Origin of the sequence: Corynebacterium sp. HMSC22B11 (genome assembly GCF_001815965.1) — a bacterium.
Classification (GTDB): domain Bacteria; phylum Actinomycetota; class Actinomycetes; order Mycobacteriales; family Mycobacteriaceae; genus Corynebacterium.
The window spans coordinates 111,745-138,016 of the sequence record NZ_KV823484.1; the positions used below are offsets into that span (position 1 = coordinate 111,745).

The 26,272-nt window shown below is 66.7% G+C and carries 22 protein-coding genes; 20 read left to right on the top strand and 2 right to left on the bottom strand.

Annotation, left to right across the window (positions count from 1 at the left end):
* Window positions 1-39: 39 nt before the first annotated feature.
* Window positions 40-792, top strand: coding sequence for a phosphoglyceromutase (locus HMPREF3088_RS04060; RefSeq protein WP_041628441.1), 753 nt, complete (start codon window positions 40-42; stop codon window positions 790-792).
* Between the two features lie 136 nt (window positions 793-928).
* Here the strand turns inward: HMPREF3088_RS04060 and HMPREF3088_RS04065 are convergent, their stop codons facing one another.
* A complete protein-coding gene (locus tag HMPREF3088_RS04065) occupies window positions 929-1,924 on the bottom strand; it encodes a DUF3109 family protein (RefSeq protein WP_012359482.1) in 996 nt (331 codons plus the stop codon).
* A gap of 23 nt (window positions 1,925-1,947) precedes the next feature.
* On the opposite strand from HMPREF3088_RS04065, the gene HMPREF3088_RS04070 reads away from it, so the two are divergent.
* From HMPREF3088_RS04070 to HMPREF3088_RS10110, 5 genes are all read left to right on the top strand, one after another.
* Window positions 1,948-2,886, top strand: coding sequence for a Ppx/GppA family phosphatase (locus tag HMPREF3088_RS04070; RefSeq protein ID WP_070758552.1), 939 nt, complete (start codon window positions 1,948-1,950; stop codon window positions 2,884-2,886).
* Window positions 2,887-2,994: 108 nt separating this feature from the next.
* Window positions 2,995-4,188 (top strand): hypothetical protein, encoded by a 1,194-nt coding sequence (locus HMPREF3088_RS04075; protein ID WP_070758553.1) that lies wholly within the window; start codon window positions 2,995-2,997, stop codon window positions 4,186-4,188.
* A gap of 171 nt (window positions 4,189-4,359) precedes the next feature.
* The gene (gene proC, locus HMPREF3088_RS04080; RefSeq protein WP_070758554.1) at window positions 4,360-5,196 is read left to right on the top strand and encodes a pyrroline-5-carboxylate reductase; all 837 of its coding nucleotides are present in this window, start codon (window positions 4,360-4,362) and stop codon (window positions 5,194-5,196) included.
* Window positions 5,197-5,593: 397 nt separating this feature from the next.
* On the top strand, window positions 5,594-5,800 hold the full coding sequence (locus HMPREF3088_RS04085) for a helix-turn-helix domain-containing protein (protein ID WP_041628442.1): 207 nt from the start codon (window positions 5,594-5,596) through the stop codon (window positions 5,798-5,800).
* 293 nt (window positions 5,801-6,093) lie between these two features.
* Window positions 6,094-6,195, top strand: coding sequence for a 30S ribosomal protein bS22 (locus HMPREF3088_RS10110; RefSeq protein WP_012359487.1), 102 nt, complete (start codon window positions 6,094-6,096; stop codon window positions 6,193-6,195).
* 210 nt (window positions 6,196-6,405) lie between these two features.
* Here the strand turns inward: HMPREF3088_RS10110 and HMPREF3088_RS04090 are convergent, their stop codons facing one another.
* The gene (locus HMPREF3088_RS04090) at window positions 6,406-7,227 is read right to left on the bottom strand and encodes an HAD family hydrolase (protein ID WP_246818039.1); all 822 of its coding nucleotides are present in this window, start codon (window positions 7,225-7,227) and stop codon (window positions 6,406-6,408) included.
* Between the two features lie 207 nt (window positions 7,228-7,434).
* On the opposite strand from HMPREF3088_RS04090, the gene HMPREF3088_RS04095 reads away from it, so the two are divergent.
* The 14 genes from HMPREF3088_RS04095 (at window position 7,435) to HMPREF3088_RS04160 (ending at window position 26,156) form a co-directional block, all read left to right on the top strand.
* Window positions 7,435-7,686: a glutaredoxin family protein gene (locus tag HMPREF3088_RS04095; protein WP_070758556.1), complete on the top strand. Its 252-nt coding sequence runs from the start codon at window positions 7,435-7,437 to the stop codon at window positions 7,684-7,686.
* Between the two features lie 298 nt (window positions 7,687-7,984).
* Window positions 7,985-9,469 carry a glutamyl-tRNA reductase gene (locus tag HMPREF3088_RS04100; protein WP_070758557.1) on the top strand — a complete coding sequence of 495 codons (1,485 nt, stop codon included), beginning with the start codon at window positions 7,985-7,987 and terminating at the stop codon, window positions 9,467-9,469.
* Window positions 9,459-10,409 carry a hydroxymethylbilane synthase gene (hemC, locus tag HMPREF3088_RS04105; RefSeq protein ID WP_070758558.1) on the top strand — a complete coding sequence of 317 codons (951 nt, stop codon included), beginning with the start codon at window positions 9,459-9,461 and terminating at the stop codon, window positions 10,407-10,409. Before HMPREF3088_RS04100 ends, hemC begins: the two co-directional genes overlap by 11 nt.
* Window positions 10,410-10,503: 94 nt before the next feature.
* The gene (locus HMPREF3088_RS04110; protein ID WP_070758559.1) at window positions 10,504-12,288 is read left to right on the top strand and encodes a bifunctional uroporphyrinogen-III C-methyltransferase/uroporphyrinogen-III synthase; all 1,785 of its coding nucleotides are present in this window, start codon (window positions 10,504-10,506) and stop codon (window positions 12,286-12,288) included.
* Window positions 12,289-12,461: 173 nt separating this feature from the next.
* On the top strand, window positions 12,462-15,137 hold the full coding sequence (locus HMPREF3088_RS04115; RefSeq protein WP_246818041.1) for a multicopper oxidase domain-containing protein: 2,676 nt from the start codon (window positions 12,462-12,464) through the stop codon (window positions 15,135-15,137).
* 5 nt (window positions 15,138-15,142) lie between these two features.
* The gene (locus tag HMPREF3088_RS04120) at window positions 15,143-15,685 is read left to right on the top strand and encodes a hypothetical protein (RefSeq protein WP_070758561.1); all 543 of its coding nucleotides are present in this window, start codon (window positions 15,143-15,145) and stop codon (window positions 15,683-15,685) included.
* Between the two features lie 121 nt (window positions 15,686-15,806).
* A complete protein-coding gene (gene hemB, locus HMPREF3088_RS04125) occupies window positions 15,807-16,832 on the top strand; it encodes a porphobilinogen synthase (RefSeq protein ID WP_187441021.1) in 1,026 nt (341 codons plus the stop codon).
* A 73-nt stretch (window positions 16,833-16,905) separates the two neighbouring features.
* Complete coding sequence (locus HMPREF3088_RS04130) at window positions 16,906-17,829, top strand: MFS transporter (RefSeq protein ID WP_070758563.1); 924 nt, start codon at window positions 16,906-16,908, stop codon at window positions 17,827-17,829.
* Window positions 17,830-17,838: 9 nt separating this feature from the next.
* Entirely contained in the window at window positions 17,839-20,646 is a 2,808-nt protein-coding gene (locus HMPREF3088_RS04135) for a heavy metal translocating P-type ATPase (protein WP_070758564.1), read from the top strand.
* Between the two features lie 213 nt (window positions 20,647-20,859).
* A complete protein-coding gene (gene hemL / locus HMPREF3088_RS04140; protein WP_070758565.1) occupies window positions 20,860-22,203 on the top strand; it encodes a glutamate-1-semialdehyde 2,1-aminomutase in 1,344 nt (447 codons plus the stop codon).
* Window positions 22,204-22,237: 34 nt separating this feature from the next.
* On the top strand, window positions 22,238-22,843 hold the full coding sequence (locus tag HMPREF3088_RS04145) for a histidine phosphatase family protein (protein WP_070758566.1): 606 nt from the start codon (window positions 22,238-22,240) through the stop codon (window positions 22,841-22,843).
* A 46-nt stretch (window positions 22,844-22,889) separates the two neighbouring features.
* Window positions 22,890-23,570, top strand: a complete 681-nt coding sequence (locus tag HMPREF3088_RS04150; RefSeq protein ID WP_070758567.1) for a TlpA family protein disulfide reductase — start codon at window positions 22,890-22,892, stop codon at window positions 23,568-23,570.
* Window positions 23,571-24,395 (top strand): cytochrome c biogenesis CcdA family protein, encoded by an 825-nt coding sequence (locus HMPREF3088_RS04155; protein WP_012359501.1) that lies wholly within the window; start codon window positions 23,571-23,573, stop codon window positions 24,393-24,395.
* Window positions 24,396-24,440: 45 nt separating this feature from the next.
* The gene (locus tag HMPREF3088_RS04160) at window positions 24,441-26,156 is read left to right on the top strand and encodes a cytochrome c biogenesis protein ResB (protein WP_012359502.1); all 1,716 of its coding nucleotides are present in this window, start codon (window positions 24,441-24,443) and stop codon (window positions 26,154-26,156) included.
* Window positions 26,157-26,272: the final 116 nt, after the last annotated feature.

The following is a 26,272-nucleotide window of genomic DNA, read 5'->3' on the forward strand; positions in this document are numbered from 1 at the left end:
GGCCGCCGGGGTCGCAACGTTTCATGGCAAAATGGAAGCATGAGCAACACTGAAGGAACACTGATCCTCCTCCGCCACGGGCAGAGCGAATGGAACGCAACGAATCAGTTCACCGGCTGGGTGGACGTCAGCCTCACCGACCAGGGCAAGGCCGAGGCCAAGCGCGCTGGCCAGCTGATTAAGGACGCCGCCGTCGAGCCGACCGTCCTGTTCACCTCTCTGCTGCGCCGCGCGATCATGACCGCGAATATCGCGCTGAACGAGGCGGACCGCCACTGGATCCCGGTGCAGCGCGACTGGCGCCTCAACGAGCGCCACTACGGTGCGCTGCAGGGCCTGAACAAGGCAGAGACTCGCGACAAGTACGGCGAAGAGCAGTTCATGTCCTGGCGTCGCAGCTACGACACCCCGCCGCCGCAGATCGACGTGGATAGCGAGTACGCGCAGACCAACGACGTGCGCTACGCCGATCTGCCGGAGGTCCCGCGCACCGAGTGCCTGCAGGACGTCGTTAATCGCCTCGTCCCGTACTACGAGGCCGAGATCGAGCCGCGCCTGAAGGCCGGGGAGACCGTCCTCGTTGTCGCGCACGGCAACTCCCTGCGCGCGCTGGTCAAGCACCTGGACGAGATCTCCGATGAGGACATCGCCCAGCTCAACCTGCCGACCGGTATGCCGCTGGTCTACAAGTTCGACAGCAATGGTGCGGTCAAGGTCAAGGGTGGCGAGTACCTCGACCCGGAGGCAGCAGCAGCCGGTGCGGCCGCCGTAGCCGCCGAGGGTAAGAAGTAACACCTTTCACAAAGCTCACCACATAAGCGAAACGCCCCAGGAAGATTTTCCTGGGGCGTTCTTGCGTCGCGTGCAGCGCGACCGCGCCCAGTCCGGGTGGGCGTTCCCCACTCAATCGCGATCGTGGGGGGGGGAGCTAGAGCTTGCGCTCGCGGGCTGCCCGGGTCGCCGGGTGGATCGTCAGCAGCGGGAAGCCGCTGGGGGCGAGAGGCGCACCCGCCTCGTTCTGCTCGCCGGTGGCTGCGGCGCGCGCCTCCAGGGCCTCGCAGTGCTCTGCCAGCACCTCGTAGGACTCCTCGCCGATGAGTTCCACCAGCTCGTCCTTGTGGGTGCGCCACATGGCATCGGCCGGTCCGCCCTGGCCCTCGGCGCTGCCAGCGTGGCAGTTCGGGTCCGTGGTGCACCACCAGTCGAAGTCCGCTCCGCCGTCGCCCCAGGCGCGGCGGTTATATTCCGTGATCGTGGTGCGCAGCATTTCCTGGCCATCTGGGCGGGTCTCCCAGTCCTCCAGGCGGCGCAGCGGCACCTGCCAGCACACCTCCGGCTTGGACTCCACGATGGACTCGCCGTTTTCAGTGGCCCAGATGTGCAGCGCGCACCCGATGCCGCCGTCAAAGCCCGCGCGGTTGGCGAAGATGCATGCGCCGTCGACGGTCTTGGTCTTCAATGCGGGCTCCATCTCGCCCTCGTCGTTTTCCAGCTCGTCCCACTCGAGCCATGGCTCGAGCTCCCCGTCTGCCTGCGCCTTCTCATCCGGGGTTTCGCCCGGCGTGTAGAGCTGCCACTGCTCGGGGCTGAGCTCCTGGACCACACGGTTGAGGTTGGCGCGGTCGTCGTCGTCGGTAAGAAAAGCACCGTGGACGCAGCAGGCCACGCCCGGGTCGGCGGCGACGTCGATGCCGTGGCAGGCCTCCGTGCCGAAACGGCAGCGGTAGGTGGACATCAGCCAGGTCAGGTCGATCTGGATGATGTGCTCGGAGTCGGCCGGGTTGATGAATTCCAGCCATTCGCGGGGGTAATCGCCGGGCAATTCGACGCCCCGGCGTACCGAAAGGTCAGCTGGGGTGCCGTCCGGATAGCCGGATGCGATGGGGTGGGGGGAATTTGGCTCGCTATTTCTCACGCAATCCACCGTAGACCCGATAGGCTGAAAACGTGAGATTAGGTGTCTTGGACGTTGGCAGTAATACGGTTCACCTCGTGGTTGTGGATGCCCAATACGGTGGCCCGCCAACTCCCATGAGTAATTGGAAAACCCCCATGCGGTTGGTGGAGTACCTCTCGAAGAAGGGGAACATCAACTCGAAGGGGATCGATAAGCTCACGCGCGGCGTAGGGCTGGCTTCGGAGATGGCGGAACAGTTCCGCTGCGAGGAGCTGCTGCCGTTTGCGACGTCGGCGATCCGTTCCGCGAATAATTCCGAGAAGGTGCTGGACGCCGTCGAGGACGCCACCGGCGTGCGGCTGCAAATCCTCACCGGCGAGGAAGAGGCCCGGTTGACCTTCCTCGCGGTGCGTCGCTGGTACGGCTGGTCGGCTGGCCGGATCTGCGACCTCGACATTGGTGGCGGTTCCCTGGAGATGTCCGTGGGAACTACGGAGAGCCCGGACGTGGCGCTGAGCCTGGATCTGGGTGCGGGCCGGTTGACCCGGGAATGGTTCGACAGTGATCCGCCGTCCCGGAAGTCCGTGAAGAACCTGCGGGAGTTCATCGAGGAGCAGCTGGACGCCAATATCAAGGAATTCCAGGATGCCGGCCCCATCGACGTGGCGGTGGGGACCTCCAAGACCTTCCGCATGCTCGCCCGCCTGACCGGTGCGGCACCGAGCTCTGCGGGGCCACGCGTGAAGCGCACCCTGACCCAGCCTGGCCTGCGGCAGCTCATCGCTTTCATCTCCCGCATGACGGCGGCGGACCGCGCAGAGCTGGAGGGCGTCAGCCAGGAACGGTCCCACCAGGTGGTGGCTGGCGCGCTGGTCGCGGAGGCGGCGATGCGCAAACTGGACCTGGATTCCTTGGATATCTGCCCGTGGGCGTTGCGTGAGGGAATGATCTTCCACCACACGGACGTGGCTTTCGAAGATTTTTCTTAGTTTCCTAGCGCCATTAGGGTGTGGAATGAACAAAACCAAAAATGGCGCTTCGTATACTATGCGAAACAGTTATTTGTATGTTCACGTGGACATTGATGGGAACATTCGATGAGTGAGAAGCTTACGGTCGCGGAACTGCTCGCCCGCAGCGGTCGCACATCTTCTGATAGCGGCCGCCGCCGGCGCCGCCGCAGCCTCGACGAGGGTGGCATTTCCGTTGCCGAGCTGACCGGCGCGATCCCGGTCGTCGAGGACGCCGAGAGCGAAGCTTCCACCGCGCCCGCACCGGGCGCTGACAAGCGTGAGCAGCCCACGGTCGATCGGGCTGAGGCCGGGGTAAAGCAGGCCGATAAGGCTGAAAAGACGGCGAAGCCTGAGCAGGCCAAGCAGGCTCAGGCTGCCGAGCAGGCTGAAGATAAGAAGGCTGAAGCCGAAAAGGCGAAGCAGGCCGAGGCCAAGCAGGCCAAGGAGGCTGCCGCAAAGAAGGCCGCCGAGGAGAAGGCCGAAGAAGAGGCTGCGGCCAAGAAAGCAGCGGCCCAGAAGGCTGAACAGAAGAAGCCCGAGCAGAAGAAGCCTGAGCCCAAGAACGCGGCTGCCGTTGGCTCCGCGATTGTCGACCGCCGCGAGGTTCCGGCACAGCGTCCGGAGGAAAAGACCTCCGAGATCCCGGCTGTCACCGATAAGTCCGCGCCGGCAAAGAAGAACACCGAGCCGTCCACCGAGCAGACGGCCCTGATCACAAAGGTCACCGCGGATCAGGCTGAGGGCACCGAGGCTGCGCAGAAGCCTGCGGCGAGGAACGCTTCGGCTACGAAGGCGCCGGCCAAGGGCGCTGATCGTAAGGACGCTGACCAGAAGGGCTCTGGCGCCGGGGCCGCAGCGGCTGCTGCCACCACCGGTGCTGCCGGCACTGCCGCCGCCACGCGGGGCTCCGATGCGGAGCGCAAGGGAGAGGAGCCCGCTCCGGAGGAGTTCCACAGCCCTGAGGAGCTCGAAGAGCTGCAGCGCACCCTCGGCGAAGACGAGGTCATCGAGTACGAGGACGACACCATCTCCTGGCCAGCCCTCATCGGCCAGGCCATCGCGGCCATCCTGGTCGGCATTGGCGTATTCCTGGGCTTCAAGCTCCTGTGGGGCTCCCTGCCAGCGGTGCTGGTGCTGGTGCTCGCCCTCGCGGTGACCCTCGTGATGGTCGGCGTGGTGCACGCACTGCTGCGCCACCGCGACAAACTCATCATGATCCTCACCTTCGTGGTGGGCTTGGTGCTCACCATCGGCCCACGGCTGATCATGAGCATCTAAGTTTCTGCGCGCCGCGAGGCGCGCTTTTCTTTTTGGGCGACTGGCCACGTTCGGGCGGGGTGCTGTGGCGCCGGAGAGCGACGTCCTCACAACTGGATGCGGGACCACCGAAAACGGGGGAGCTGCACGCAAGCGCTGCAATCGACGCGCCGGGCTGGCACCCTGGAGGGCATGACTCGAATCGCAATTATCGGCGGCGGGAAGATCGGCGAAGCATTGATCGCCGGGCTCGTCGCAGACGGAATTGACCCGAAGAACATCATCGTCGCGAACCGCAGCGAGGACCGGCTCACCGAGCTGGCGGACCGCTACGGCGTGCTGACCGCGGAGGACTCGGTCACCGCCGCGGTGGAGGCGGACGTCCTATTCAACTGCGTGAAGCCCGACGGCACGCTCTCCGTTTTCGACGAGGTCGCGGAACAGCTGGACGATAACGACGCGACGACGGTCGCGGTCTCCGTCGCCGCTGGCGTGACCATCGGTGCGATGGAGAACGTGCTGCCCGCGGGCACCCCGGTGGTGCGCGTGATGCCGAATACCCCGATGCTGGTTGGCAAGGGGACCAGCGCGATCGCCGGTGGCCGTTTCGCGACGGAGGAGCAGCTGGAAACGGTACGCGAGCTGCTGGCCAAGGTGGGCACCGCGGTGATCGTCAAGGAGAAGGACATCGACGCGGTCACGGCGGTCTCCGGGTCCGGCCCGGCCTATTTCTTTCTCGTCGCCGAGGCGATGGTGGACGCAGGCGTGAACCTGGGACTCCCACGTGCGCTGGCCGAGAAACTCGCGATCGGTACCGCGGAGGGCGCGGCCCAGATGATGGCCAACGGCCTCGCTGAGGGCGGCGACGGGCCGGTGGAGCTGCGTGCCAAGGTCTCCAGCCCGGGTGGGACGACCTCCATGGCGACCCGCACCCTGGAGGAGGAGGGGCTGCGACGCGCCTTCTTCCGCGCGATGGAGGCGTGCCGGGACCGCTCCGTGGAGCTCGGTGCCCCGCCGAAGGGGGACTAGGGGAGCCAAGGGGTGCCGTGGCGGAGGCGGCGCACCGTGGGGGTGCGGAGCGATAGCGCGTAAGGGGGTTAAGTACGGTGCGTGAGGGGGGCGCATCGTGGGGCCTGCCGCAGTGCGCGGCGGGCCCGATTTTTGTAATTTCAAGACTCCCGGGGCGGGGAGAGTCTCAAGTGAAACTTGAGGTGGGGGTGATGGGTGCCGAACTGTTTGCACTGGTCAACCCAAGTCACAAAAAGAAACAAATAGCACTTTCGACATAATCGTCCCTGAATGCGCAAGCGTCACTTGGTTCACGTTATAGTGGTGAGGAAAGCGCGGCCGCGTGATGTCCTGCAGAAGGGGAAGTCTGCAGCGCGAGGTCGTGTGAAGAAAGAGATAAGACTTTATGGCTAACCCAATGGGTGGAAATGACAAAGGAACCTTTCTGACCGTCGCTGAGGTCGCAGAGCTGATGCGCGTGTCGAAGATGACCGTGTATCGCCTGGTGCACGCTGGCGACCTGCCGGCGGTGCGCGTGGGCCGCTCCTTCCGCGTCCACGAGCAGGCAGTGAGCGAGTACCTCGGTGCGTCCGTCTACGACGCCTCCGAGGGGCAGACTGGTTAGAAAAACCTCCCCGACCGCGGCCCCAGCGCCGTGACAGTCGGGGTTTAGTGCCGTCATCGCGGTGTAAGAAACCGGCCCTTATGGGCCGATTTTTGTGCGCTCAGCCACCGGAGCGGTAGAATTTAATAATTCGTGTCCTATGTGAGCTCCCGGGTCGCCCCGGCGATTAAGCACTGAAGCGTAGGGCTCGCCTTGTTCGCTGACTTCCGGACGGCAGCCGCCTACCGGGGCTGCGGAACCGTCGCGATGGCGCGGCATACGAGTTTTCAACAATTTGAAGTGAGGTGCCCACGATGGGTTCTGTGATTAAGAAGCGCCGCAAGCGCATGTCCAAGAAGAAGCACCGCAAGATGCTGAAGCGCACCCGCGTGCAGCGTCGCAAGCTGGGCAAGTAAGCCGCCATCGGGCTGTGTGCCCGACCCGCGGCTCGCGAGGAAGCACTCGCGACGAGGCGGCTGCAATGCTGCCGCACGAGCCCCAGTGGGAGCCAACCGGCCCCGCTGGGGCTTTGTGCTGCCTAGGCACCTCGAGCGCAAAAGGGCCCGGCTACCCATCGCTGAGAAACCCAACGAAGGCCGCAAATGCTGGGACCGTAAATGCGGGGGCTAGCGCCGGGCGAGCGCGCCGGCGAGGGCGGGCAGGAGGAGCCACCCCACCGCCCCGGCCGCCAGCATGCCCGCGGCCGTCGCGCTGGCCTCGGCTGCCCGCAGCGTTCGCTTCGGATCGTGCTTGCGGTACTCCACCGTCGGCCAGCCCCGCTCTTGGGCTGCTTCCGCCAGGCGGGGATCGGCGTTCACCGCGACGGCCCGGCCGACCAGGGAAAGCAGCGGCATGTCGTTATAGGAATCTGAGTAGGCCACGCAGCGCGAAAGATCGTAGCCCTGCTGCTGTGCGAGGGCAGCCACGGCGTCCCGCTTCTCGGGGCCGTGCAGGATATCTCCCACCAGCCGGCCGGTGAACCTCCCATCGGAGACTTCCGCCACCGTTCCTAAAGCCCCGGTGAAGCCCAGGGCCCGGGCGATGACCTGCGCGAGCTGCACCGGCGCCGCGGTGACCAGCCACACGCTGTGACCGGCCTCCAGGTGCTCCTCGGCGAGCTCGCGAGCCCCCGGGAAGATCCGCTGGGCAATCGTGCTCTCCCAGATCTCCTCGGTGAGTGCCACGACCTCGGCCTCGCTGCGGCCGCGCACGATCTCGAGCGCCCGCTGCTTGCCGGAAGCGATATCCGGCCGGCTCTCGGTGCCGGAGAGGATGAACTTCGCCTGCTTCCAGGCGAAGCCCGCGATATCCCCCACGGTAAAGAAGCGCCGGGAGGCCAGCCCCAGCGCCAGCCAGAGGGAGGACGCCCCCTTGATGATCGTGTTGTCCAGGTCGAAGAATGCTGCGGTGCTGGGGTTTTGTGGAACATCCGCTTTCGGCGGGGACAACCTCAGTGTGCCGCCAGCGGCCAACCATGCCCCATGGACGGAGGCTCGGCCGCTTTCTAACTGTGTTGGGGTGACGGGGGAAAAGCTGTGTTGACTCGGTTGGCTCGGTTGGGTCGGCTGGGTCGGTTGAATGATTTGGATGGGTTGGCTGACACGGAAAGCTGTTGACTTAATCTCGCCCACGGCTACCAAGGTACCTTTGAATCCGTGACTGGTGATGAGAAGAAAATCGTGACCCTCCTGACCCGCGCAACCTGTGGCTCCTGCGCCCGCGTGTGGGAGCAGATCCGGCCGGTCGTCGCGGCAAAAAACGCCACGCTGGAGCGGGTCGACGTCGACGAGGATCCGGAGCTGAAGATGGAATTCGGTGACCGCGTGCCCGTCGTCCTCATCGACGATGAAGAATTCGCCTGCTGGGAAGTCGACAACGAGGACCTCGCGGCTGCGCTCGAGGGCTAAAACGCGAGCGTGGCGCGCCGAGGGGGTGCGGCCGTCGAATTGATCACCCCGCGCTGTCCGCCCCTATAACAGTCGGCTGTGGCTGTTTTGTCATAGGGGTCGGTTAAGGGATACCGTAGGTAGCTGTTAAAGAGCCGATGACAAGCGTCGGCAGGGGAGCTGCGCCCATCAGCAGCATCTGGCTACCGACCTCGTCGGCTGCGGTGCATCACCCCACCACGGGGGAGCATTCGGCCCACCGTCGGCGGCCCCAAGACCCGGGTCATACACCCGGTTCGCTAGGAGGCACGCAAGACCGATGGCTGGGCACGTCCAAACCGGTTCCGCCGCTGTGCTGCTCGTCGGGCTTTCCTTCCGCTCCGCCCCGGTGTCCGTCCTCGAGCAGGTCTCCACGGTCGACACCGACCTGCCCAAGCTGGAACACGCCCTGCTCGACCACGACTCCCTCTCCGAGGCGCTGGTGCTGTCCACCTGCAACCGGATGGAGTTCTACACGGTGGCCAATGCCTTCCACCCCGGCCTCGACCACATCGTGGACACTATCGCCACCTACTCCGGGCTCGCCGACGGCGACCTGGAACCGCACCTCTACGTTCACTACTCCGACGCCGCGGTGGAGCACATGCTCAACGTTGCTTCCGGCCTGGACTCCATGGTGCTGGGGGAGCAGCAGATCATCGGCCAGCTCCGCGGCGCCTACGAGGAGTCGAAGGAGGCCGGCACCGTCGGGCGCACCCTTCACGACCTCACCCAGCGAGCCCTGCGCACCGGTAAGCGCGTCCACAGCGAGACGGAGATCGACTCCGCCGGCTCCTCGATGGTGAGCTTCGCCCTCGACCAGGCGCTGACCGTGCTGGGGATCCCGGAGGCCAGCAGTACCGCGCTGAGCGGACGCCGCGCCGTCGTCATCGGGGCCGGCGCGATGTCCTCCCTCGCTTCCACGCACCTCGGCCGTCTCGGAATAGAGCACGTCACCGTCGCTAACCGCACCGTCGAGCGCGCCGAGCAGCTGGCCTCCCACGCGGTGGAGGCAGGCGTGCCGGCCCGCGGCATCGGCCTGGACGAACTGCCCGCAGCGCTGACGGGGGCGGACATCGTCGTTTCCGCGACGGGTGCGGTGGGAACCGTCGTCAGCGCGGCGGACATCAAGGCTGCGCAGCAGGTCCGGGAGGGTCGCCAGCAGGTCCTCATCGACCTGTCCATGCCCCGCGACATCGAGCAGGCCACGGCCGACGTGCCGGGGGTCGCGCTGCTCAACATCGAAGAACTCACCGGGATGACCGAGGACACCATCGAGGACGAGGACGCCGCCCGCGGCATCGTCGCCGAGGAGCTCGAGGGTTTCCTGGAGCAGCAGCGCGCCCAGGCCGTCGTCCCCACCGTCAAGGCCCTGCGCCAGCAGGCGATGGACGCGCTCAGCAACGAGATGCTCGCGCTGCAGCGGCAGACGCCGGGGATGTCCGACGAGGACCGCGAGGCTGTGAACCGCTCGATGCGCCGCCTCGTGGAAAAGCTGCTGCACACCCCGACGGTGCAGGCCAAGAAGCTCTCCGCGGCGGGCCAGTCCGTCAGCTACCCCGATGCCCTGGCTGCCCTGTTCAACCTTCCAACCGGCATGACCCAACAGGTCAGCGCGGTGAAGGGCGCGAACGCGGGCAGTGGGCAGCGGAAGCAGCAAAAACCGCAAGAAAATCGAGTATCCGCCGCGCGGGCCGTGTACCGCTCGACCTACCAGGACCTGACTCAGGCCTCGACCCCAGGAGGGAAAGACGATGACCGATAACCGCCGTTTGCTCGTCGGTACGCGTGGCTCCACGCTGGCTACCACGCAGGCAGGCCATGTCCGCCAGGGCATGGTCGACGCCGGCTACGAGGCCGAGCTGCATATCGTCCACACCCCGGGGGATGCCTCCCAGGCCTCCCAGATCCCGGTCGCGAAGGTCGGCGTGGGTGTGTTCACCGAGACGCTGCGCACCGCATTGGACGAGCGCGAATGCGACGTGGCGGTGCACTCCTTCAAGGACCTGCCGACCGCCCCCGATGCCCGCTTCCGCGCGGTGGTTCCGGAGCGCGTGGACTCCCGCGAGGTCCTGATCAGCGTGGATAACAAGAAGCTGATGGAGCTGCCGGAGGGCGCGAAGGTCGGCACCTCGGCCCCGCGCCGCGTCTCCCAGCTGCGCGCCCTGCGCCCGGACCTGCAGATCCTGCCGCTGCGCGGGAACATCGGTACCCGCATGGGCCGGGTCGGCGACGACCTGGACGCCGTGATCCTCGCCCGCGCCGGGCTGGAGCGCGTCGGCTGGCTGGACAAGGCCGCCGAGTCCATCGACCCGGAGCTCATCCTGCCCGCCCCGGCACAGGGCGCGCTGTGCGTGGAGGTCCGCGCGGATGACGAGGAGGCCTGGAACTCCGTGGCTGATCAGAACCACATCCCGAGCTACGCCTGCGTGGTCGGCGAGCGCACCGTGCTCTCCACCCTGGAGGCGGGCTGCTCCGCCCCGGTGGCCGCACACGCGACCCTCAACGAGCAGCAGAACCAGCTGACCGTCACCGGTGGTGTGTTTGCCATTGACGGCTCCCGCAAGCTGCTGGAGACCCGCACCGTGGACATCGACCTGGCGGGCGACTGGCGTGCGGCTGCCGCCGGCGTCGGCGCCCAGATCGGCCGGATCCTGCTGGACGCCGGAGCCGCAGAACTCGTGGCGGAGGCCCGCGAGAGCTAACAGTAGGCTCGCGGAACCCCAGGGTGGGGTGCTGCGAGCTGCCTCACCCCGCCACCCGAAAGAGCGTTCCCCTTCGGAACTGCCCCGAAATGACATGGAAAAGATCAGTATGACTACCTCCGGACTTACCCCGCAGGGGACAGGCCGCGTCCTGTTCGTTGGTGCCGGCCCCGGAAATCCGGAATTGCTGACCGTTCGCGCCCAGAAGGCCCTGGAGAGCACCGCCCACGCGTGGGTGGACCCCGAGGTCCTGGAAGGCGTGCGTGCCCTGGTGGGTGCCCAGGTGCCCGTCCCACAGCACAAGATCGATGCTGCCGAGGCCGAGTGGCAGGCCAAGGTCGCCGCGGCGAAGGAGGCGGGCGCTCGCCGGAAGCCGCCCCGTCCCGCACCGCCGACCGCGGCTGAAATCCGTCTCGCCGCACCCTTCGTCGGGGAGGGGGCCGTTGCAGAGGGGGAGGCAGAGACGGTCCAGCAGCTGACCGCGAGCCAAATCGCTGAGGAGATGGTCGCGCTGGCCCGCGAGGGCGAGGACGTCATCCGCCTGGTGGCAGGCAACCCGCTGTCCAACCAGGCTGTGATGATGGAGCTGCAGGAGGTCGCGAACCTGGGTGTGGACTTCCAGGTCGTCCCTGGCATGACGGGGTCTGTCGCGGTGCCCGCGTTCACGGGCATCGGCGTCGGTTCGGACTTCACGGAGGCCGACGTGCGTGGCGGGGCGGACTGGGACCAGCTAGCCTCCGCGGGGCTGCCTCTGATCCTCACCGCCGCGCCGGGGGATCTGGCGACCATCGCCAGCGAGCTGAAGGAACGCAATATCCCGGGCTCGACCGCGGCCACCGTCACCCTGCATGGCACGACCCGTAAGCAGCGTAGCTACGACGTCACCCTGGATACCCTGAAGTCCGTCGCGGCGGCCTCCGGGCCAGCCGCGAAGGAAGGCGAGCTGCCGGAGCAGCTGCTGGTCACGATCGGCTCCCAGGCAGGTAACCGCAGCAAGTACTCCTGGTGGGAGAACCGCGCCCTCTACGGCTGGACCGTGCTGGTGCCGCGCCCGAAGGCGCAGGCCGCCCCGATGAGCACGCGCCTGGCGAGTCATGGCGCGATTCCCGTGGAGGTGCCGACGATCTCCGTCGAGCCGCCGCGCACCCCGGCGCAGATGGAACGCGCCATCAAGAACCTCGTGGATGGTCACTACCACTGGGTGGTCTTCACCTCCGTCAATGCGGTGAAGGCGACCTGGGAGAAGCTCCAGGACTTCGGCCTGGACGCCCGCGCCCTGGCTGGTGTGCGGGTGGCCGCGGTGGGTCCGAAGACGGCCAGCGCGGTGCAGGCCCTGGGCATCACCCCGGAGCTGCTGCCCAAGGACGACGCCCGCAACGCCTCCGGTATCGTCGACGTGTTCCCGGCCCGCGATCCGGACCTGGACCTGGTCGACCGGGTGCTGCTGCCGCGCGCGGACATCGCGACGGAGGTCCTGGTCGAGGGGCTGTTGAAGCTGGGGTGGAAGGTCGACGACGTCGTCGCCTACCGCACCGTCCGCGCCGCTCCGCCGGCCCCGGAGATTCGCGACATGATCAAGTCCGGCGGCTTCGACGCGGTGTGCTTCACCTCCTCTTCGACCGTGAAGAACCTGGTGGGCATCGCCGGTAAGCCACACTCGCGCACCATCATCGCCTGCATCGGCCCGATGGCTGCCCAGACCGCCCGGGAACACGGGCTGCGGGTGGACGTCATGCCGGAGGTCGCCGGCGTTCCGGAGCTGGTGGATGCCCTGGCCGCCCACGTGGCGGACCTGCGAGCGAAGGGGCAGCTGCCACCGCCGCGCAAGCGTCGTCGCCGTCGGAAGAAGACGAGCGAGCAGAACGCAACGGCGAAGTAGGGGGAGAAGCCATGACACCCGTCGGCACGTGATGCCGGCGGGTTTGCGCGTCCCAGTAAGCTAGAAACATGGGAAAAGGAGTATCTGGGACGCATGATAGTCGGCGGTCGTGGCACCGGCGAGCCGGGCGCCCGGTCAACATTTGGCTGAGTCTCCTGCTGGTCGCCGGGTTCGTGCACCCCGCTTTGCCCGAATACCGCTGGGTGCTCATCCACCTGCTGACCTTGGGTGCGGTGACCAACTCCATCGTCGTGTGGTCCCAACGCTTCACCGAACAGCTGCTAGACCAGCGATGCCCGGATTCCGCTCGGCCGCGCCAGCTGAGGCGCATCTGGGTGCTCAACACAGGTATTGCGTTGACGATGATCGGTCAGCTCGGCAAGGGGGCCGAAGGTGCTTTCGATGCCGCGTTAACGATCGCGCACAGCATCACCGTCGCTGGTGCTGCGATCGTGGGGCTGAGCTTGTGCTCGCACGCACTAAGCCTGCTGCGGCAGGCTCGCAAAGCTCGAGCACACATGCAGCACAGCCTGCCGCTGGTGCCCGTCAGCGCATATATTCTTGCAGCCCTGTTCCTACCGATTGGCGCGATCGCGGGCGCACTCCTGGCAGTGGGCATGTCCTCACCGTGGCAGGAACGCCTCCTGCTGGCACACACCGCGGTGAACGTGCTGGGCTTTTTGGGCTTTGCTGCGTCCGCCAGCCTGACATTCCTCGCCCCGCAACTGCAGAGCGCGCTGGGCAGCGACAAGACACGCGACGGACGTCCTGGGGTGGGGCATGCGGCTCGGCGGCTGTGGGGCGTGATCATCCTGCAGGGGATTGGAGTCCTCAGCATCGGCGGTGGTGCGCTCCTTGACCAGCGCTTCGTGGTCCTCGGCGGGCTTGTCGCTTATGTGGCCGCCTGGGGGATCCTGTTGTCCACCTATGCCCCAGCGGTTCTGCAGGGGATCTTTAGTGGGAACGCGCCGGTGTTTGCGGGCGTGGCCATGGTGGCTGCTCCGCTGTGGCTCATCGGCGGCCTGCTGCGGCTCGCAGGTCAGATCGCCATCGGCACCCCGGCCAGCGAGGCCACGCTGCCAACGCTGGCGTTGACCGTGGGCTTTGCGGCCCAGCTGCTGCTGGGAGTAATGAGCTATCTGCTGCCGACCACGATTGGTGGCCCACGCCCCGCCGTTACCGCGGGGCTGAAGGCTTTGGATTGGGCTGGACCATTCCGCACGGTGCTGCTGAACCTGGGTTTGGCGGTGTGGCTGCTGCCGATCAGTAGCTGGCTGAAGGTTGCCGTGTCGGTGCTGACCCTCCTGCCACTCGCTCTCGTGGTGCCCCTGATTCCTAGGGCGGTTAAGGCTCAAGGCGCACGCCTGGCGGCCTTCGCGCGTGGGCGCCGAGAGACAGTGGCCGAGCGCCCCGAGAACGAGCCCGCAGAGCAACCCGGCGAGGCAACCACAGGGGTGTCAGAAAACCGCGAGAACCCGGTGGGCAGCACACGGCGCGGTGGCGTCGCCGAAGTAGCCGCTGCCATCGCGACGATTGCCCTGGTGCTCGCCAGCGGGGCAGCTCTCGGCGGATCGGGTGGCTCCACGAACACTGCTACCGATTCGCAGGTCGTCCCTACGGGCAACACCGTGCGGGTGGAGGTGTCCGCCAAGGGCATGGCTTTCCATCCCGACAGTGTCACCGTAGAGCCCGGCGACAAACTCGAACTCGTGCTCACCAACGATGACAAGCAGGACCACGACCTGAAACTCGCAACCGGGGCCGAAACGGGGCGCGTGTCCCCGGGCGACACTCGTGTGCTCGACGCCGGAATCATCAGCGCGGACGTGGAAGGGTGGTGCACCATTGCGGGGCACCGCATGCAGGGCATGACCTTCATGGTCCACACCAGCGGCGATGGCGATGCGTCACAGACTTCCGGCGGAGGAACCCGGTCGGAACACACTGCTCATGGTGCCGGCTCCGGGAGCCCAGGCGAGGAAATCCCCGATACACCGCTCGACCCGGCCTGGATGCGGGACCCGGAACTCGCACCGGCGAGCGCGAACCGCACCCACCGGATCACGATCGACGTCCAGCAGGTCCAGGGAACCCCGCACGAAGGCGGAGCCACCCGCGGTTGGTGGACCTTCAACGGCAAACCGATGGGACCAACCCTGCGTGGCAAGGTCGGGGATACCTTCGAAATCGTGCTGAAGAACTCCGGCACGATGAACCACTCCATCGACTTCCACGCGGGCATCGTCTCCCCGGATGAGCCCATGCGGGACATTGCCCCGGGGGAGCAGCTGACTTACCGTTTCACTGCAGATAACGCCGGGATCTGGATGTACCACTGCGCGACAATGCCGATGAGCTTGCACGTGGCGGCCGGCATGTTCGGCGCAGTGATCATCGATCCGCCGGACTTGGATCCGGTGGACAAGGAGTTCCTGCTGGTGCAGTCGGAGGTCTACGGCCTGGACTCAGACTCGGAGCAGCCGGTAGACGAGGAGCTCCTGCAGGCCGCCCAACCGAGCGCGGTGGTGTTTAACGGGCTGGAGAACCAGTACGTTCAGTCCCCGTTGCGCCTGGAGCCAGGGCAGCGGGCACGGTTCTGGTTGCTCAACGCTGGCCCGAATATCGCGGAGAGTTTCCATATCGTGGGGACGCAATTCCCGGTGATGTACAAGGAGGGCGCCTACACGGTGCGTAATCAGCCTTCCGGTGCTGGGCAGGCACTCGACCTTCAGCCCGCGCAGGGCGGATTCGTGGAGGCGGAATTCCCGGAGGCGGGGACGTACACCTTCGTCAACCACCGTTTTGTGGACGCCGAACGCGGCGCGACGGGGCATGTTGTGGTGAAGTAGGGGCCATGGCAGCAAAGAAGAAGCACGGCGGTTCCAGCCCAGCTGGCGGCACACCGCCGCAGGACACCCGCAACGTGGTCCCAGTGCGAGCTCTCACGGACTTCGACGGTCTTCCGGAGGCCTTCGCCCAGGGGGAGGACGTCCCGATCCTCGCGACGAGCGCGTGGGGCGGGCCCAAGGGGCAGAAGCAGCAGATCGGGCTGGCAGCCTGGGGCGAGCTGTCCGCGGTGAACGCGGCGGACCCGTTCGTGATCGCCAGCCCGCACGTGCCCAGCGAGGTTCGGCTGCACGTGCGCGGCGAGGTGGGCACCCCGGACTTTAAGGAACCGCGCGAGCCACTGCTCATCGCGGAGGCCGGTGAGGCGCTGGCCGGGGCGGAGGTGCGGCGCACGCTGCTCGGCACGATGATCCATCCGCCCGCGGAGTTGCTCGCTGAGGTGGAAGGTTCGGCGGGGCTGCGGGCCACCATTGAGGCCCTGTGGATCACGGACGAAGGCGACGAGACCGTGACCTGGGCCGTGCGCCTGGCCGACGAAGCCACCGACTAAACCCCACCCCGTAGGCTCAGTTAGCCACGGAACCCCCGCAGCCAGCCGGAACCCGTAGCCAGTCGGGACGCTGCGGGCTGGGCCAACAGTGGTGTCTGCCCCGTGGCGTACCATCGGTGCTATGTCTGAATCCGCACAGAACTCCCAGCTGCAGTTCAATATTCCCCGCCGTCCGCGCCGCCTGCGCACCAACCCGGTGATGCGCGATTTCACGGCGGAGACCAGCCTGAACCCGAGCCAGCTCGTCCTGCCGATGTTCGTCGCGGACGGCCTTAGCGAGGCAAAGCCGATCAGCTCCCTGCCTGGGGTCTACCAGCACACCACCGACTCTCTGCTGCGCGCCGTCGAGGAAGCCGCGGAGGCGGGCGTGGGTTCCATCGACCTCTTCGGTGTTCCGCTGGACGAGGATAAGGACGCCACCGGGTCCGTGGGCGTGGACCCGGAGGGGATCCTGAACAAGAACCTCCGCGCGATCCGCGAGGAGTTCGGCAACGACATCCTCGTCATGGCCGATACCTGCCTCGACGAGTTCACCGACCACGGCCACTGCGGGGTGCAGGGCGAGGACGCCTTCGGCCAGCAGATCGTGGACAACGACGCCACCCTGGAGCAGTACGCCGCCCTCGCGGTCGCCCAGGCGGATGCTGGCGCCCACATCGTTAGCCCGTCCGGAATGATGGATGGCCAGGTCGCGGTCATCCGCGCGGCCCTGGACGCCTCCGGCCACGAGGACGTCTCCATCATGGCCTACTCCGCGAAGTACGCCTCCGCCTTCTACGGCCCGTTCCGCGAGGCCGTCGGCTCCAGCCTGACCGGCGACCGCCGCACCTATCAGCAGGACCCCCGCAACCGCCGGGAATCCCTGCTGGAGACCCAGATGGATATCGACGAGGGCGCGGACATGGTGATGGTCAAGCCCGCGATGCCGTACCTGGACGTGCTGCGGGAGGTCGCGGACATGTCCCCGGTTCCGGTGGCCGCTTATCAGGTGTCCGGTGAATATGCGATGATCAGTGCAGCAGCCCAGAACGGTTGGATCGATCTGGAGCCGGCGATCATGGAGTCCCTGACGGGGATTCGCCGCGCCGGTGCGGACATCATCCTGACCTATTGGGCAACGACCGTCGCGAAGATGCTGCGCGGCTAGCCGAAGGATGTGCCGACAATCCCGCTGATTGTCGGCACGTATTTTCTCCCCACAACCCCTTGATCTGCGATTTATGAGCAATTCTTCTTCTCCCACTCCCTCCGGGCAGTCCCGTCCGCCGCGGCCGCGCGGCCAGCAGGGCCGGCAATGGGAGGCCAGCCCCGATAACGGGCACATCCCCGGCTACCCCAAGCCGGAGGACGGCGGCCCGGTCGGACCCGGTTGGAACAACCCTCAGGGGCGGGACAATCAGTGGCAGTCTGGCAATGGCTCTAAGAATCAGGGAAGCCCGAACCCGGGCACGCCCCCGGAGCTGCCGAAGCCACCGAAGGTGGGCCGCCCGGATGGCCTGGCGCCGAGCCTCAAGGGGGCCCCGGAGAACGTCCGCCTGGGCGTGCGCGCCTGGCTGGCGGTCAGCGGCCTGCAGATCCTCTACGCCCTGGTCCAGTTCGCCGCGAACTTGAGCGACGACCGCGACCTGCGCCGCACCGTCACCAAGACGATCGAGGAGGGGGCCGGTGTTCCCGACGAGGTGACGGAGAACGTCTCCATCGACACCCTCGTCCTGGGCACGAATGCCCTGACGACCGCCTGGCTCATCATCGCTGCCCTGATCTGCGCGTGGCTCACGCTGCGCGCCGGGCGCGGCGCGGTGTATTCCCGCATGTTCCTCAACGTGGGCTCGGTCTACCTCATGCTCACCGCGGTGCTGATGAGCCTGTCCTCCGGGCCGTCGACGATGGCGGTGGGCTTCGTCCTCGCCCTCGGCGTGCTCAGCATCCTGGCCGGCGTGACCGCGGGTGTGGGCATGTGGTTCATGTCCCGCCCCGGCAACGAGGAGTGGTTCGGCATCCCGAGCCGCGAAGAGGTCGAGCGCTACGCCGAGGAATACGAGAAGACTCGCCGCGAACGCGATAAGCACAAGGGCGGAAAGAAGTCTCGCCTCCCCTGGGGGAAGCCCCAGGATGAGAACGCCGATAGCGAAGATAAGGCCTAAGCTGAGCCGATGGCTGGAAAATTCTCCACACCCCAACCCGGGCGAGGCGACGATATCCAGGAACTCGACCTGGCTATCGCGCAGGCCCGCACCGCGGCCGAAGCGGCCGGCGTGGACGTCGAACATTTCGACGCCGAAGAACACAGCAACGTGCTCAGCACGGGCAACGGACTGACGTCCTACGCCTTTCACCTGGAAAACCTGGAGTCGGCGGCGCAGGCGACCTCCCTGGAATACGAGCTCAACGCCATCGACGGGGTCGAGGCCGTGGTGGTGTACTCCGCCAACATGGTGTGGATCTCCGCGCTGGATAGCGTGCGGCCCGATGAGGTGCAGCGCCACCTCGAAGATGCCGGGATCCGCGGGCACCTCACCGCCTCCTCGCTGCGCCGCCGCGCCACCCGCCTGACGAAGCAGGACGCGCGCATCCGTTCCCGCCGCGAATCCGCCCGAGAGCGCGCCATCATGGCCGCCCGGCGCCGCAAGCAGGGGGCGGGGGCGCGCCGCCGTGGGGAGGCCCGCGCCGGTGAGGTGCTGCACACCGCCCGCGAGCTGGTGACCGCCTGGCGGCTCATCATCGCGGTCGTCTTCGGCCTGCCTGTCGTGGCGATGCAGATGATCCCCTCCCTGCAGTTCGACTGGTGGCAGTGGGTGTGCCTGGCGCTGTCCACGGTCGTGGTCGGCTGGTCGGCCTGGCCCTTCCACCGCGCGATGGTCGCTGGTGTGCGTCGCAGCATGTCCGCCCTCGACGGGGCGAGCAGCTTGGCGATCCTGCTGGCCTACGGCTTCTCCGTGCTCTCCCTGATCACGACTTCCGCCTCTGACCCGACGTGGCGGGCCAGCACCGTGTGGCTGGCCCGTACCTGGTCCGATCCGAGTTTCGAGGGCGCCATCTTTTTCGACGTCGCGTGTGGCGTGACGATCCTGCTGCTCTTCGGTCGCCTGCTGTCCCGCCGGAACCAGATCCGCACCCGGTCCGTGCTGGCGGTGCTGCAACCGCCGAAGAACGAGCCGATCACCGTCATTCGGAAGAACAAGTCGGAGAAGAAGGTCATCTCCACCGCGGAGATCAGGCGTGGCGATGACGTCCTGCTTGGAACGGGCATGACGTGCCCGGTGGACGGCGAGGTCATCAGCGGTCGCGGGGTCGTGGACATGGGGCCGGTCGGGGGAGTGGACCGCAAGAAGGAGCTCGTGGTCGGCGACCGGATTTACGCCGGGGCGACGAATCACGGGCAGATGCTCAAGGTGCGCGCCTACGCCACCGGCTCGCACACCCGCTTGGCCGCGATGGGGCGTTGGTTCAACCACGCCGCGCAGGATGAGAACCGGATGGCACAGATCACGAACCGCTCGGCGAGCCTGCTGGTGCCGTGGGCTTTCGCCATCGCGGTGGTGAACTTCTGTATGTGGCTGATCTTCAACGGTTCCCTGGACGCGGCTGTGGCCACCAGCCTTTCCGTCCTCGCGGCGGTGGGGCCGGTGGCGCTGGCCCTCTCTGCGCCGCTGGCTCTGCGCTTGGGCCTGGCTCGGGCGGCGAACTACGGCATGCTGCTGCGCGATAGCGCGACGATCCACCGACTCTCCGGCGTGGACTCGATCATCTTCAACCGGCTGGGAACGCTCACCCGGGCGCCGATGAACGTGGTGAACGTGACGGCCGTCCACGGTGAACACCCGGAGTTGGTGCTGCGTGTCGCGGCTTCGCTGATGATGGAGTCCGAGCACGCGGTCTCCAAGGCGATTGTCCGCGCAGACCGCGAGACCCGCGACGCGAACTCCGGCTTCGACACCATTCCCGTGTGGCTGGAAACCGGCGAGGTGAAGGTGAACGCCGAGGGCACGTTCGTGGGCTCCATCGACGTCCCGGTTCCGCCGAAGGGGAAGAACTATATGGACGTGGTGCGCCGCGACCGCCACGAGCTGCCGGCCTCCCCGGAGCTGACGGATGACGAGAACGTCCGTCGCGTCACCGCCCGGGTCTGGCGCCCGAAGGACCTGGGCGAGGTCCGCGACCCGCACCTGGCCTCCGCGGCGCTGTCCGGCGGCAGCCCCGTCGTCGTGTCCTGGAAGGGTAAGGACCGCGGCGTCATCAACGTCGCCGATGCTTTTAAGGACGACGCCGCCCTCGCGATCGAGGAGCTGGAATCCATGGGCGTGGAGACGCTGATGATGTCCCGCGACATGTACCCGGTGGCCCGCCACCTCGCGGATTCCATCGGGGCGTCCACGGTGCTGGCCGGTGTGGTGCCGGGCAAGAAGGCCAAGGCTGTGCGCGGCGTGCATGCCCGTGGGCACCGAGTGGCGATGGTCGGCGACCAGGATTCGATCGGCGCGCTGCGGGTAGCGGATGTGGGCATCCTCATGGGTTCCCCGAGCCGGACGGACGCCGATAGCGCGGACGTGGTCCTGCTGCGCGACGACGTCATGGCGATCCCCACTCTGATTAACTTCGTCCGCCACGTGCGCAATACCGTGGACTGGAATGTGTGGCTGGCCTGGGCGTATAACGCCATTGCGATCACGCTGGCGGTGGCGGGTGTGATGAACCCGATGGCCGCCACGGTGGTCATGCTGCTGAGCTCCACCATGATCGAGTGGCGCAGCTCCCGCATCCTGCGTCACAACTACAACGCCGCCACGATGCGGCACACGCACACCTGGCAGGGCTGGGTCGAGCGGCTGCGTAGCCGCCGGGAGCGCCGCCGTCGGGCGGAGCAGCGCGAGCAGTTCGTGGAGAGCGCACGCCTGAGCGCCACGGAGGATGGCCGCGAACTGCAGGAGCACATCACCGGCCCCGGCGTCGCCGGCCGCTAGTGCTCGTCGGCTGCTAGGGGTCGAGATGTTCGCGCGCTGGGCTGTTCGCGCGCCGGGTGAACAGCCGCGCCCGGCGCAGTCGGCTTGCTAGGCCAGAGGCCTGCTGGCCAGGCGGGCCCACGGGCCAGCAGGGGTGTCCGGGGCCATCGGTAGGATGAGGGCGTAGTGCATTAAACCGACGAGGAATCTTCACAAGAAAGGGCTATGTAGGCGATGGCTTCGACCAACACCAACGTCAACGCGGCAGCCGAGGAGCGCCACCACGAGAGCGCGGCGGCGATGGAGCGGGCACGCCGCTTCATCCCAGGGGGTGTGAACTCCCCGGTGCGTGCCTTCGGCTCTGTCGGCGGGACCTCCCCGTTTATCACCTCCGCCTCCGGCTCCCAGCTGCACGATGCTGACGGCCTGTCCTACGTGGACCTGGTGTGCTCCTGGGGGCCGATGATCCACGGGCACGCCCACCCGGAGATCGTCGAGGCCGTGAAGTCGACAGCCTCCCGCGGCCTGTCCTTCGGCGCCCCGACCTCACTGGAGGTCGACCTGGCTGAGGAGATCGTCAACCGCACGAGCGTGGAGAAGGTTCGCCTGGTCAACTCCGGCACCGAGGCCACCATGTCCGCCGTGCGCCTGGCCCGTGGCTTCACCGGCCGCGACAAGATCCTGAAGTTCGAGGGCTGCTACCACGGCCACGTGGACTCCCTGCTCGTCGCCGCTGGCTCTGGCGTGGCAACCTTCGGCCTGCCGGACTCTCCGGGCATCACCAAGGCCGCCGCCAGCGATACCGTCGTGGTGCCGTACCGCGACATCGAGGCCGTCAAGAAGGCATTTGCGGAGAACGAGGGCCAGATCGCCGCCATCATCCCCGAGGCCACCCCGGGCAACATGGGCACCGTTTCCTCCATCACCGCGGACGGCACCAGCTTCAACGCCCAGCTCAAGGAGATTGCGCACGCTAACGGCGCGCTGCTCATCGTCGACGAGGTCATGACCGGCTTCCGCGTGGGCTACCAGGGCTGGTTCGGCAAGGACGGCGTGGCCGGCGACCTCACGACCTTCGGCAAGGTCGTCTCAGGTGGCCTGCCCGCCGCGGCCTTCGGTGGCCGCGCCGAGATCATGGACCACCTGGCCCCGGTCGGCCCGGTGTACCAGGCGGGCACCCTCTCCGGTAACCCGGTCGCGATGGCCAGCGGGCTGGCGTCGTTGAAGCTGGCGGACGAGGAGGCCTACCGCACCCTGGACGCCAACGCCGAGCGTCTGATCGGGCTGATCACCGAGGCGCTGGACCGCGAGTCGGTTGAGCACCACATCCAGCGCGCTGGGACGATGTTCTCCGTGCGCTTCGCGGGCGGCGAGGGCACCAACTTCGGGGAGATGAAGGCCGCGGAGACTTTCCGCTACCCGGCCTTCTTCCACGAGCTGCTGGACAACGGCATCTTCGCCCCGCCGAGCGTGTTCGAGACCTGGTTCGTCTCCACCGCGCTGACGGACGCGGACTTCGAGCGTTTCGAGGCCGCCCTCGTGCCAGCCGCGAAGGCAGCCGCCGCCGCGGAGGCTTAGGCGCAGGCCGGGTCGGCCGGTAAGCTCGACAAGCATGACAACCATCGTGCATTTGGTTCGCCACGGCGAGGTCCACAACCCAGATCGGATCCTCTACGGTCGCCTCCCCGGCTACCGGCTTTCCGCCCGGGGCGAGAACATGGCTCATGCCACGGCCGCCGACCTGGCCGACCACCACGTCACCCACCTGGTGGCCTCCCCGCTGCAGCGCGCACAGGAGACGGCCCGGCCCTTCGCCGAGAAACTCGGCCTGGAGATCCAGACCGATGAGCGGGTCATCGAGGCGGGTAACGACCTCGAAGGTCTGCATATCAAGGGGGTGCGCTCCGCGCTGTGGAACCCCAAGCGCTGGCACATGCTGCGCCGCCCGGCCGAGCCGAGTTGGGGTGAGCCCTATACCGAGATCCGCGACCGCATGTGGGAGGCCGTGGAATCCGCCCGCGCTGCCGCCCGCGGCTCCGAGGCCGTGATCGTGAGCCACCAGCTGCCGATCGTGATGATCCAGCGCGACGTGCGCGGCCAGAAGTTGGCCCACAACCCGGCCGCCCGCCAGTGCAACCTCGCCAGCGTGACTTCCCTGATCTTCGAGGGCAAGGAGCTGGTGGACATGATCTACTCCGAGCCCGCAGCCGATATTTAACGGGTCGCAACCCGAGCGAATAGCAGCAGAAAGGTAGGTAGGCCCCATGTCGCGACGAGGCGCCCATCTGAGGAGCACCCGTCCCAATCTCCGCTCGCGCAGCCGCGCCGCACTGGCCGCGCTGCTCACCGCCGCCATCTCCCTCGGCGGGCTCACCGCCTGCGGGGAGGGCGCGACCGGCGACGATGCCGTCGCGGTCGGTGGCACCTTCGAGTTCGTCTCCCCAGGCGGGCAGACCTCCATCAGCTACCCGCAGGAGGAGCGTAAGGAAGTCGCCAACCTCACCGGCGAGTCCCTCATGGAGGAAGGTGAGCAGATCAACCTGGAGGACTACGCCGGCAAGGCCGTCGTCCTGAATACGTGGGGCCAGTGGTGCGGGCCGTGCCGCTCCGAGGCGGATGACCTGGAGCGCGTCCACGAGAAGCTGGAAAAGCGCGGCGACGGCACCGTCTTGGGCATCAACGTCCGCGACCCGTCGCGGGAGAAGCCGAAGAACTTCGTGCGCACCTACGGCATCACCTACCCCTCCATCTACGACCCACCGTTCAAGTCCGCGCTGCGGCTGGGTGGTATCCCGGCGTCCGTCGTCCCGACGACGATCGTGCTGGATAAGCAGCACCGTCCGGCCCACATCTTCCTCAAGGAAATCACCGACGATGAACTGTGGAAGGTTCTGGAGCCCATCCTCAACGAGGATGACGGAGCCGCAGCTGGGGAGGGAGCTTAAGTGCTGAGCCCGGAGCAGGCTGTGTTCACCCTGGCTGCGGGGGACATCGGCCAGCGTTTCGCGGATACGGTCTCCGCCGGTCCGCTGGTTCTCGCGCTGCTGGCGGCAGCGCTGGCAGGCCTGGTCTCCTTCGCATCGCCGTGCGTGATCCCGCTGGTGCCGGGCTATATCTCTTATCTCGCGGGCGTGGCCGGCGCGGATACCGAGTTCACCGAGCAGGGCACGAAGGTCGCGAATAAGAAGGGGCGAGTGGGCGCTGCGGCGCTGCTGTTCGTCGCCGGTTTCACAGTGATCTTCTTACTCGCCACGGTCACGGTCTTCGGCCTGATCAGCACCCTGATGATCAACCAGCAGCTGCTGATGCGCATCGGCGGCGCGGTGACGATCCTCATGGGCGTGGTCTTCATGGGCTTCATCACCCCGCTGCAGGCCGACACCCGGATGGCGCCGAAGCGCTGGACGACCCTGGCGGGAGCCCCGCTGCTCGGCGGGATCTTCGCCTTGGGTTGGACGCCCTGCCTGGGCCCCACGCTCGCGGCGATCATCTCCGTCTCCGCGGGAACCGAGGGCACGACCGCCGCGCGCGGGGTGCTGCTGATCATCGCCTACTGCATTGGCTTGGGTTTGCCGTTCATCCTGCTGGCCCTGGGCTCGCGCCGGGCGCTGGCAGGCGTTGGCTTCCTGCGCCGCCATTCCCGCAGCATCCAGGTAGCCGGCGGCATCCTCCTGGTGATTGTTGGGATTTTGCTGCTCACCGGGCAGTGGGCAATATTTGTGGAGTGGATCCGGGACGCGTTCATCAGTGATACAACGTTGCCGATCTAACGGGTGAGTAGAGCGTGTGCGAGAAGAACGTGAAAGGGCATTCTCATGACTGAGCACAAGGCCGGTACGAAGCCAGGCGGCGGGAAGAACCCCGCTCGGCTGATTCTGGCCCTGCCCAAGCGTGGGTGGCAGTGGCTGACCAAGATGAAGACGGCCCTGGTGCTGCTCTTCCTATTGGCTCTTGCTGCGATTCCCGGCGCCCTGCTGCCGCAGCGCTCGCTGAACCGGGACAAGGTGGCCGACTACATCGCCGCCAACGGTAAGACCGCCGAGGTCTTCGACAAGCTGGGCCTGTTCGATGTCTTCAGCTCCTCGTGGTTCATGGCGATCTACGTGCTGCTGTTCATCTCGCTCGTGGGCTGCATCCTGCCACGCAGCTGGGATCACTACCAGGCGCTGCGCTCCACCCCACCGCGGGCGCCGAAGGTGCTCACGCGGATGCCGAACCACATCTCCGGCACCGTGGACACCGACCCGGAGGCGATGAAGGAGCTGCTGCGCCGCGAGTTCAAGGGCTGGCACATCGCGGAAACCTCCGCTGAGGACGACCGCGCGGGTCGTTGGTCCATTTCTGCGGAGCGCGGTTATCTGCGTGAGTTCGCGAACCTCGTCTTCCACCTGGCCCTGGTGGGCATCCTCGTGGCCGTCGGCGTCGGCCGACTCAGCTACTACGAGGGTCAGGCGATCATCATCGCTGATACGGAGAACTCCGAGTTCTGTAACTCCGCGGTCGGTAACTTCGACTCCTTCCGCAACGGGCAGCTCTTCGACGGCACCGGCCTGCACCCGTTCTGCATCAACGTCAAGAACTTTAAAGCGGAGTATCTGCCCAACGGGCAGGCGGTGGACTTCGAATCGGACATTGATTACGCCGTCGGTGACGCTGCTTACGAGCCGCACGAGAAGTGGGAAAAGACCACCCTGAAGGTCAACCACCCGCTGCGCCTGGAGGGCGATCGCATCTACCTGCAGGGGCACGGCTACGCGCCGACCTTCACGATCAAGTGGCCGAACGGTGAGACGGTGACGGAAACCACGCAGTTCCGCCCGGACGACCTGATCAACTTCCTCTCCTCGGGTGCGATGCGCTGGGACCCGCCGGCAGATATGTTCGACACGGAGCTGGAGCGTCGCAATAACCAGGTCGCCATCCAGGGGCTATTCGCCCCCACCGCGGAGTTCACCGGTGAGAAGGGCGCGCTGCTGACCTCCCGCTACCCGGCGATGACGGACCCGGCGGTGGCCATCGACGTCTACCGTGGCCAGACGGGGCTGGACGCTGGCTCCGCGCAGTCCGTCTTCTCCCTGCACCCAGAGCAGATGCACAACGGCCTGCTGGAGAAGCTGGACCGCGTGAACCTGCGCGTCGGCGAGAAGGTGACCCTGGACGACGGCACCGAGATCACCTTCGACGGCGCCAAGGAGTTCATCAACATCCAGATCGGCCACGATCCGAGCCTGTACTGGGTATTCATTTTCTCCATGCTGATGCTGGGATCCCTGGTGGTGTCTCTGGCGATTAAGCGCCGCCGCCTGTGGGTGCGCCTGGCGCCTCGGGAGGACGGCCAGCCGGGAACCGTGGTCGAGATCGCGGGTCTGGCGCGCACCGACTCCGCCGGTTGGGGTGCGGAATTCAGCCGCACCGCGGAGCGCATCCTGGGCCTCGAGGAGGAGGACCTGGACGATGAGCACAACGTTTCCAGTGGTAGCTGGGAAGAGGATTTCGGCGACGGGCTTGACGAGCAGCTCCGCGATCGCTAAATCGTTTTTGCTGGTCGCTGCCACTATCCGGCGCCGTTGGAGTGTTGGATTTCCCGCTAGGCAGGGATAATCTTAGATGTGCAAGAGATGCGCCTTAGTCGGCGTATGCCTTTAGT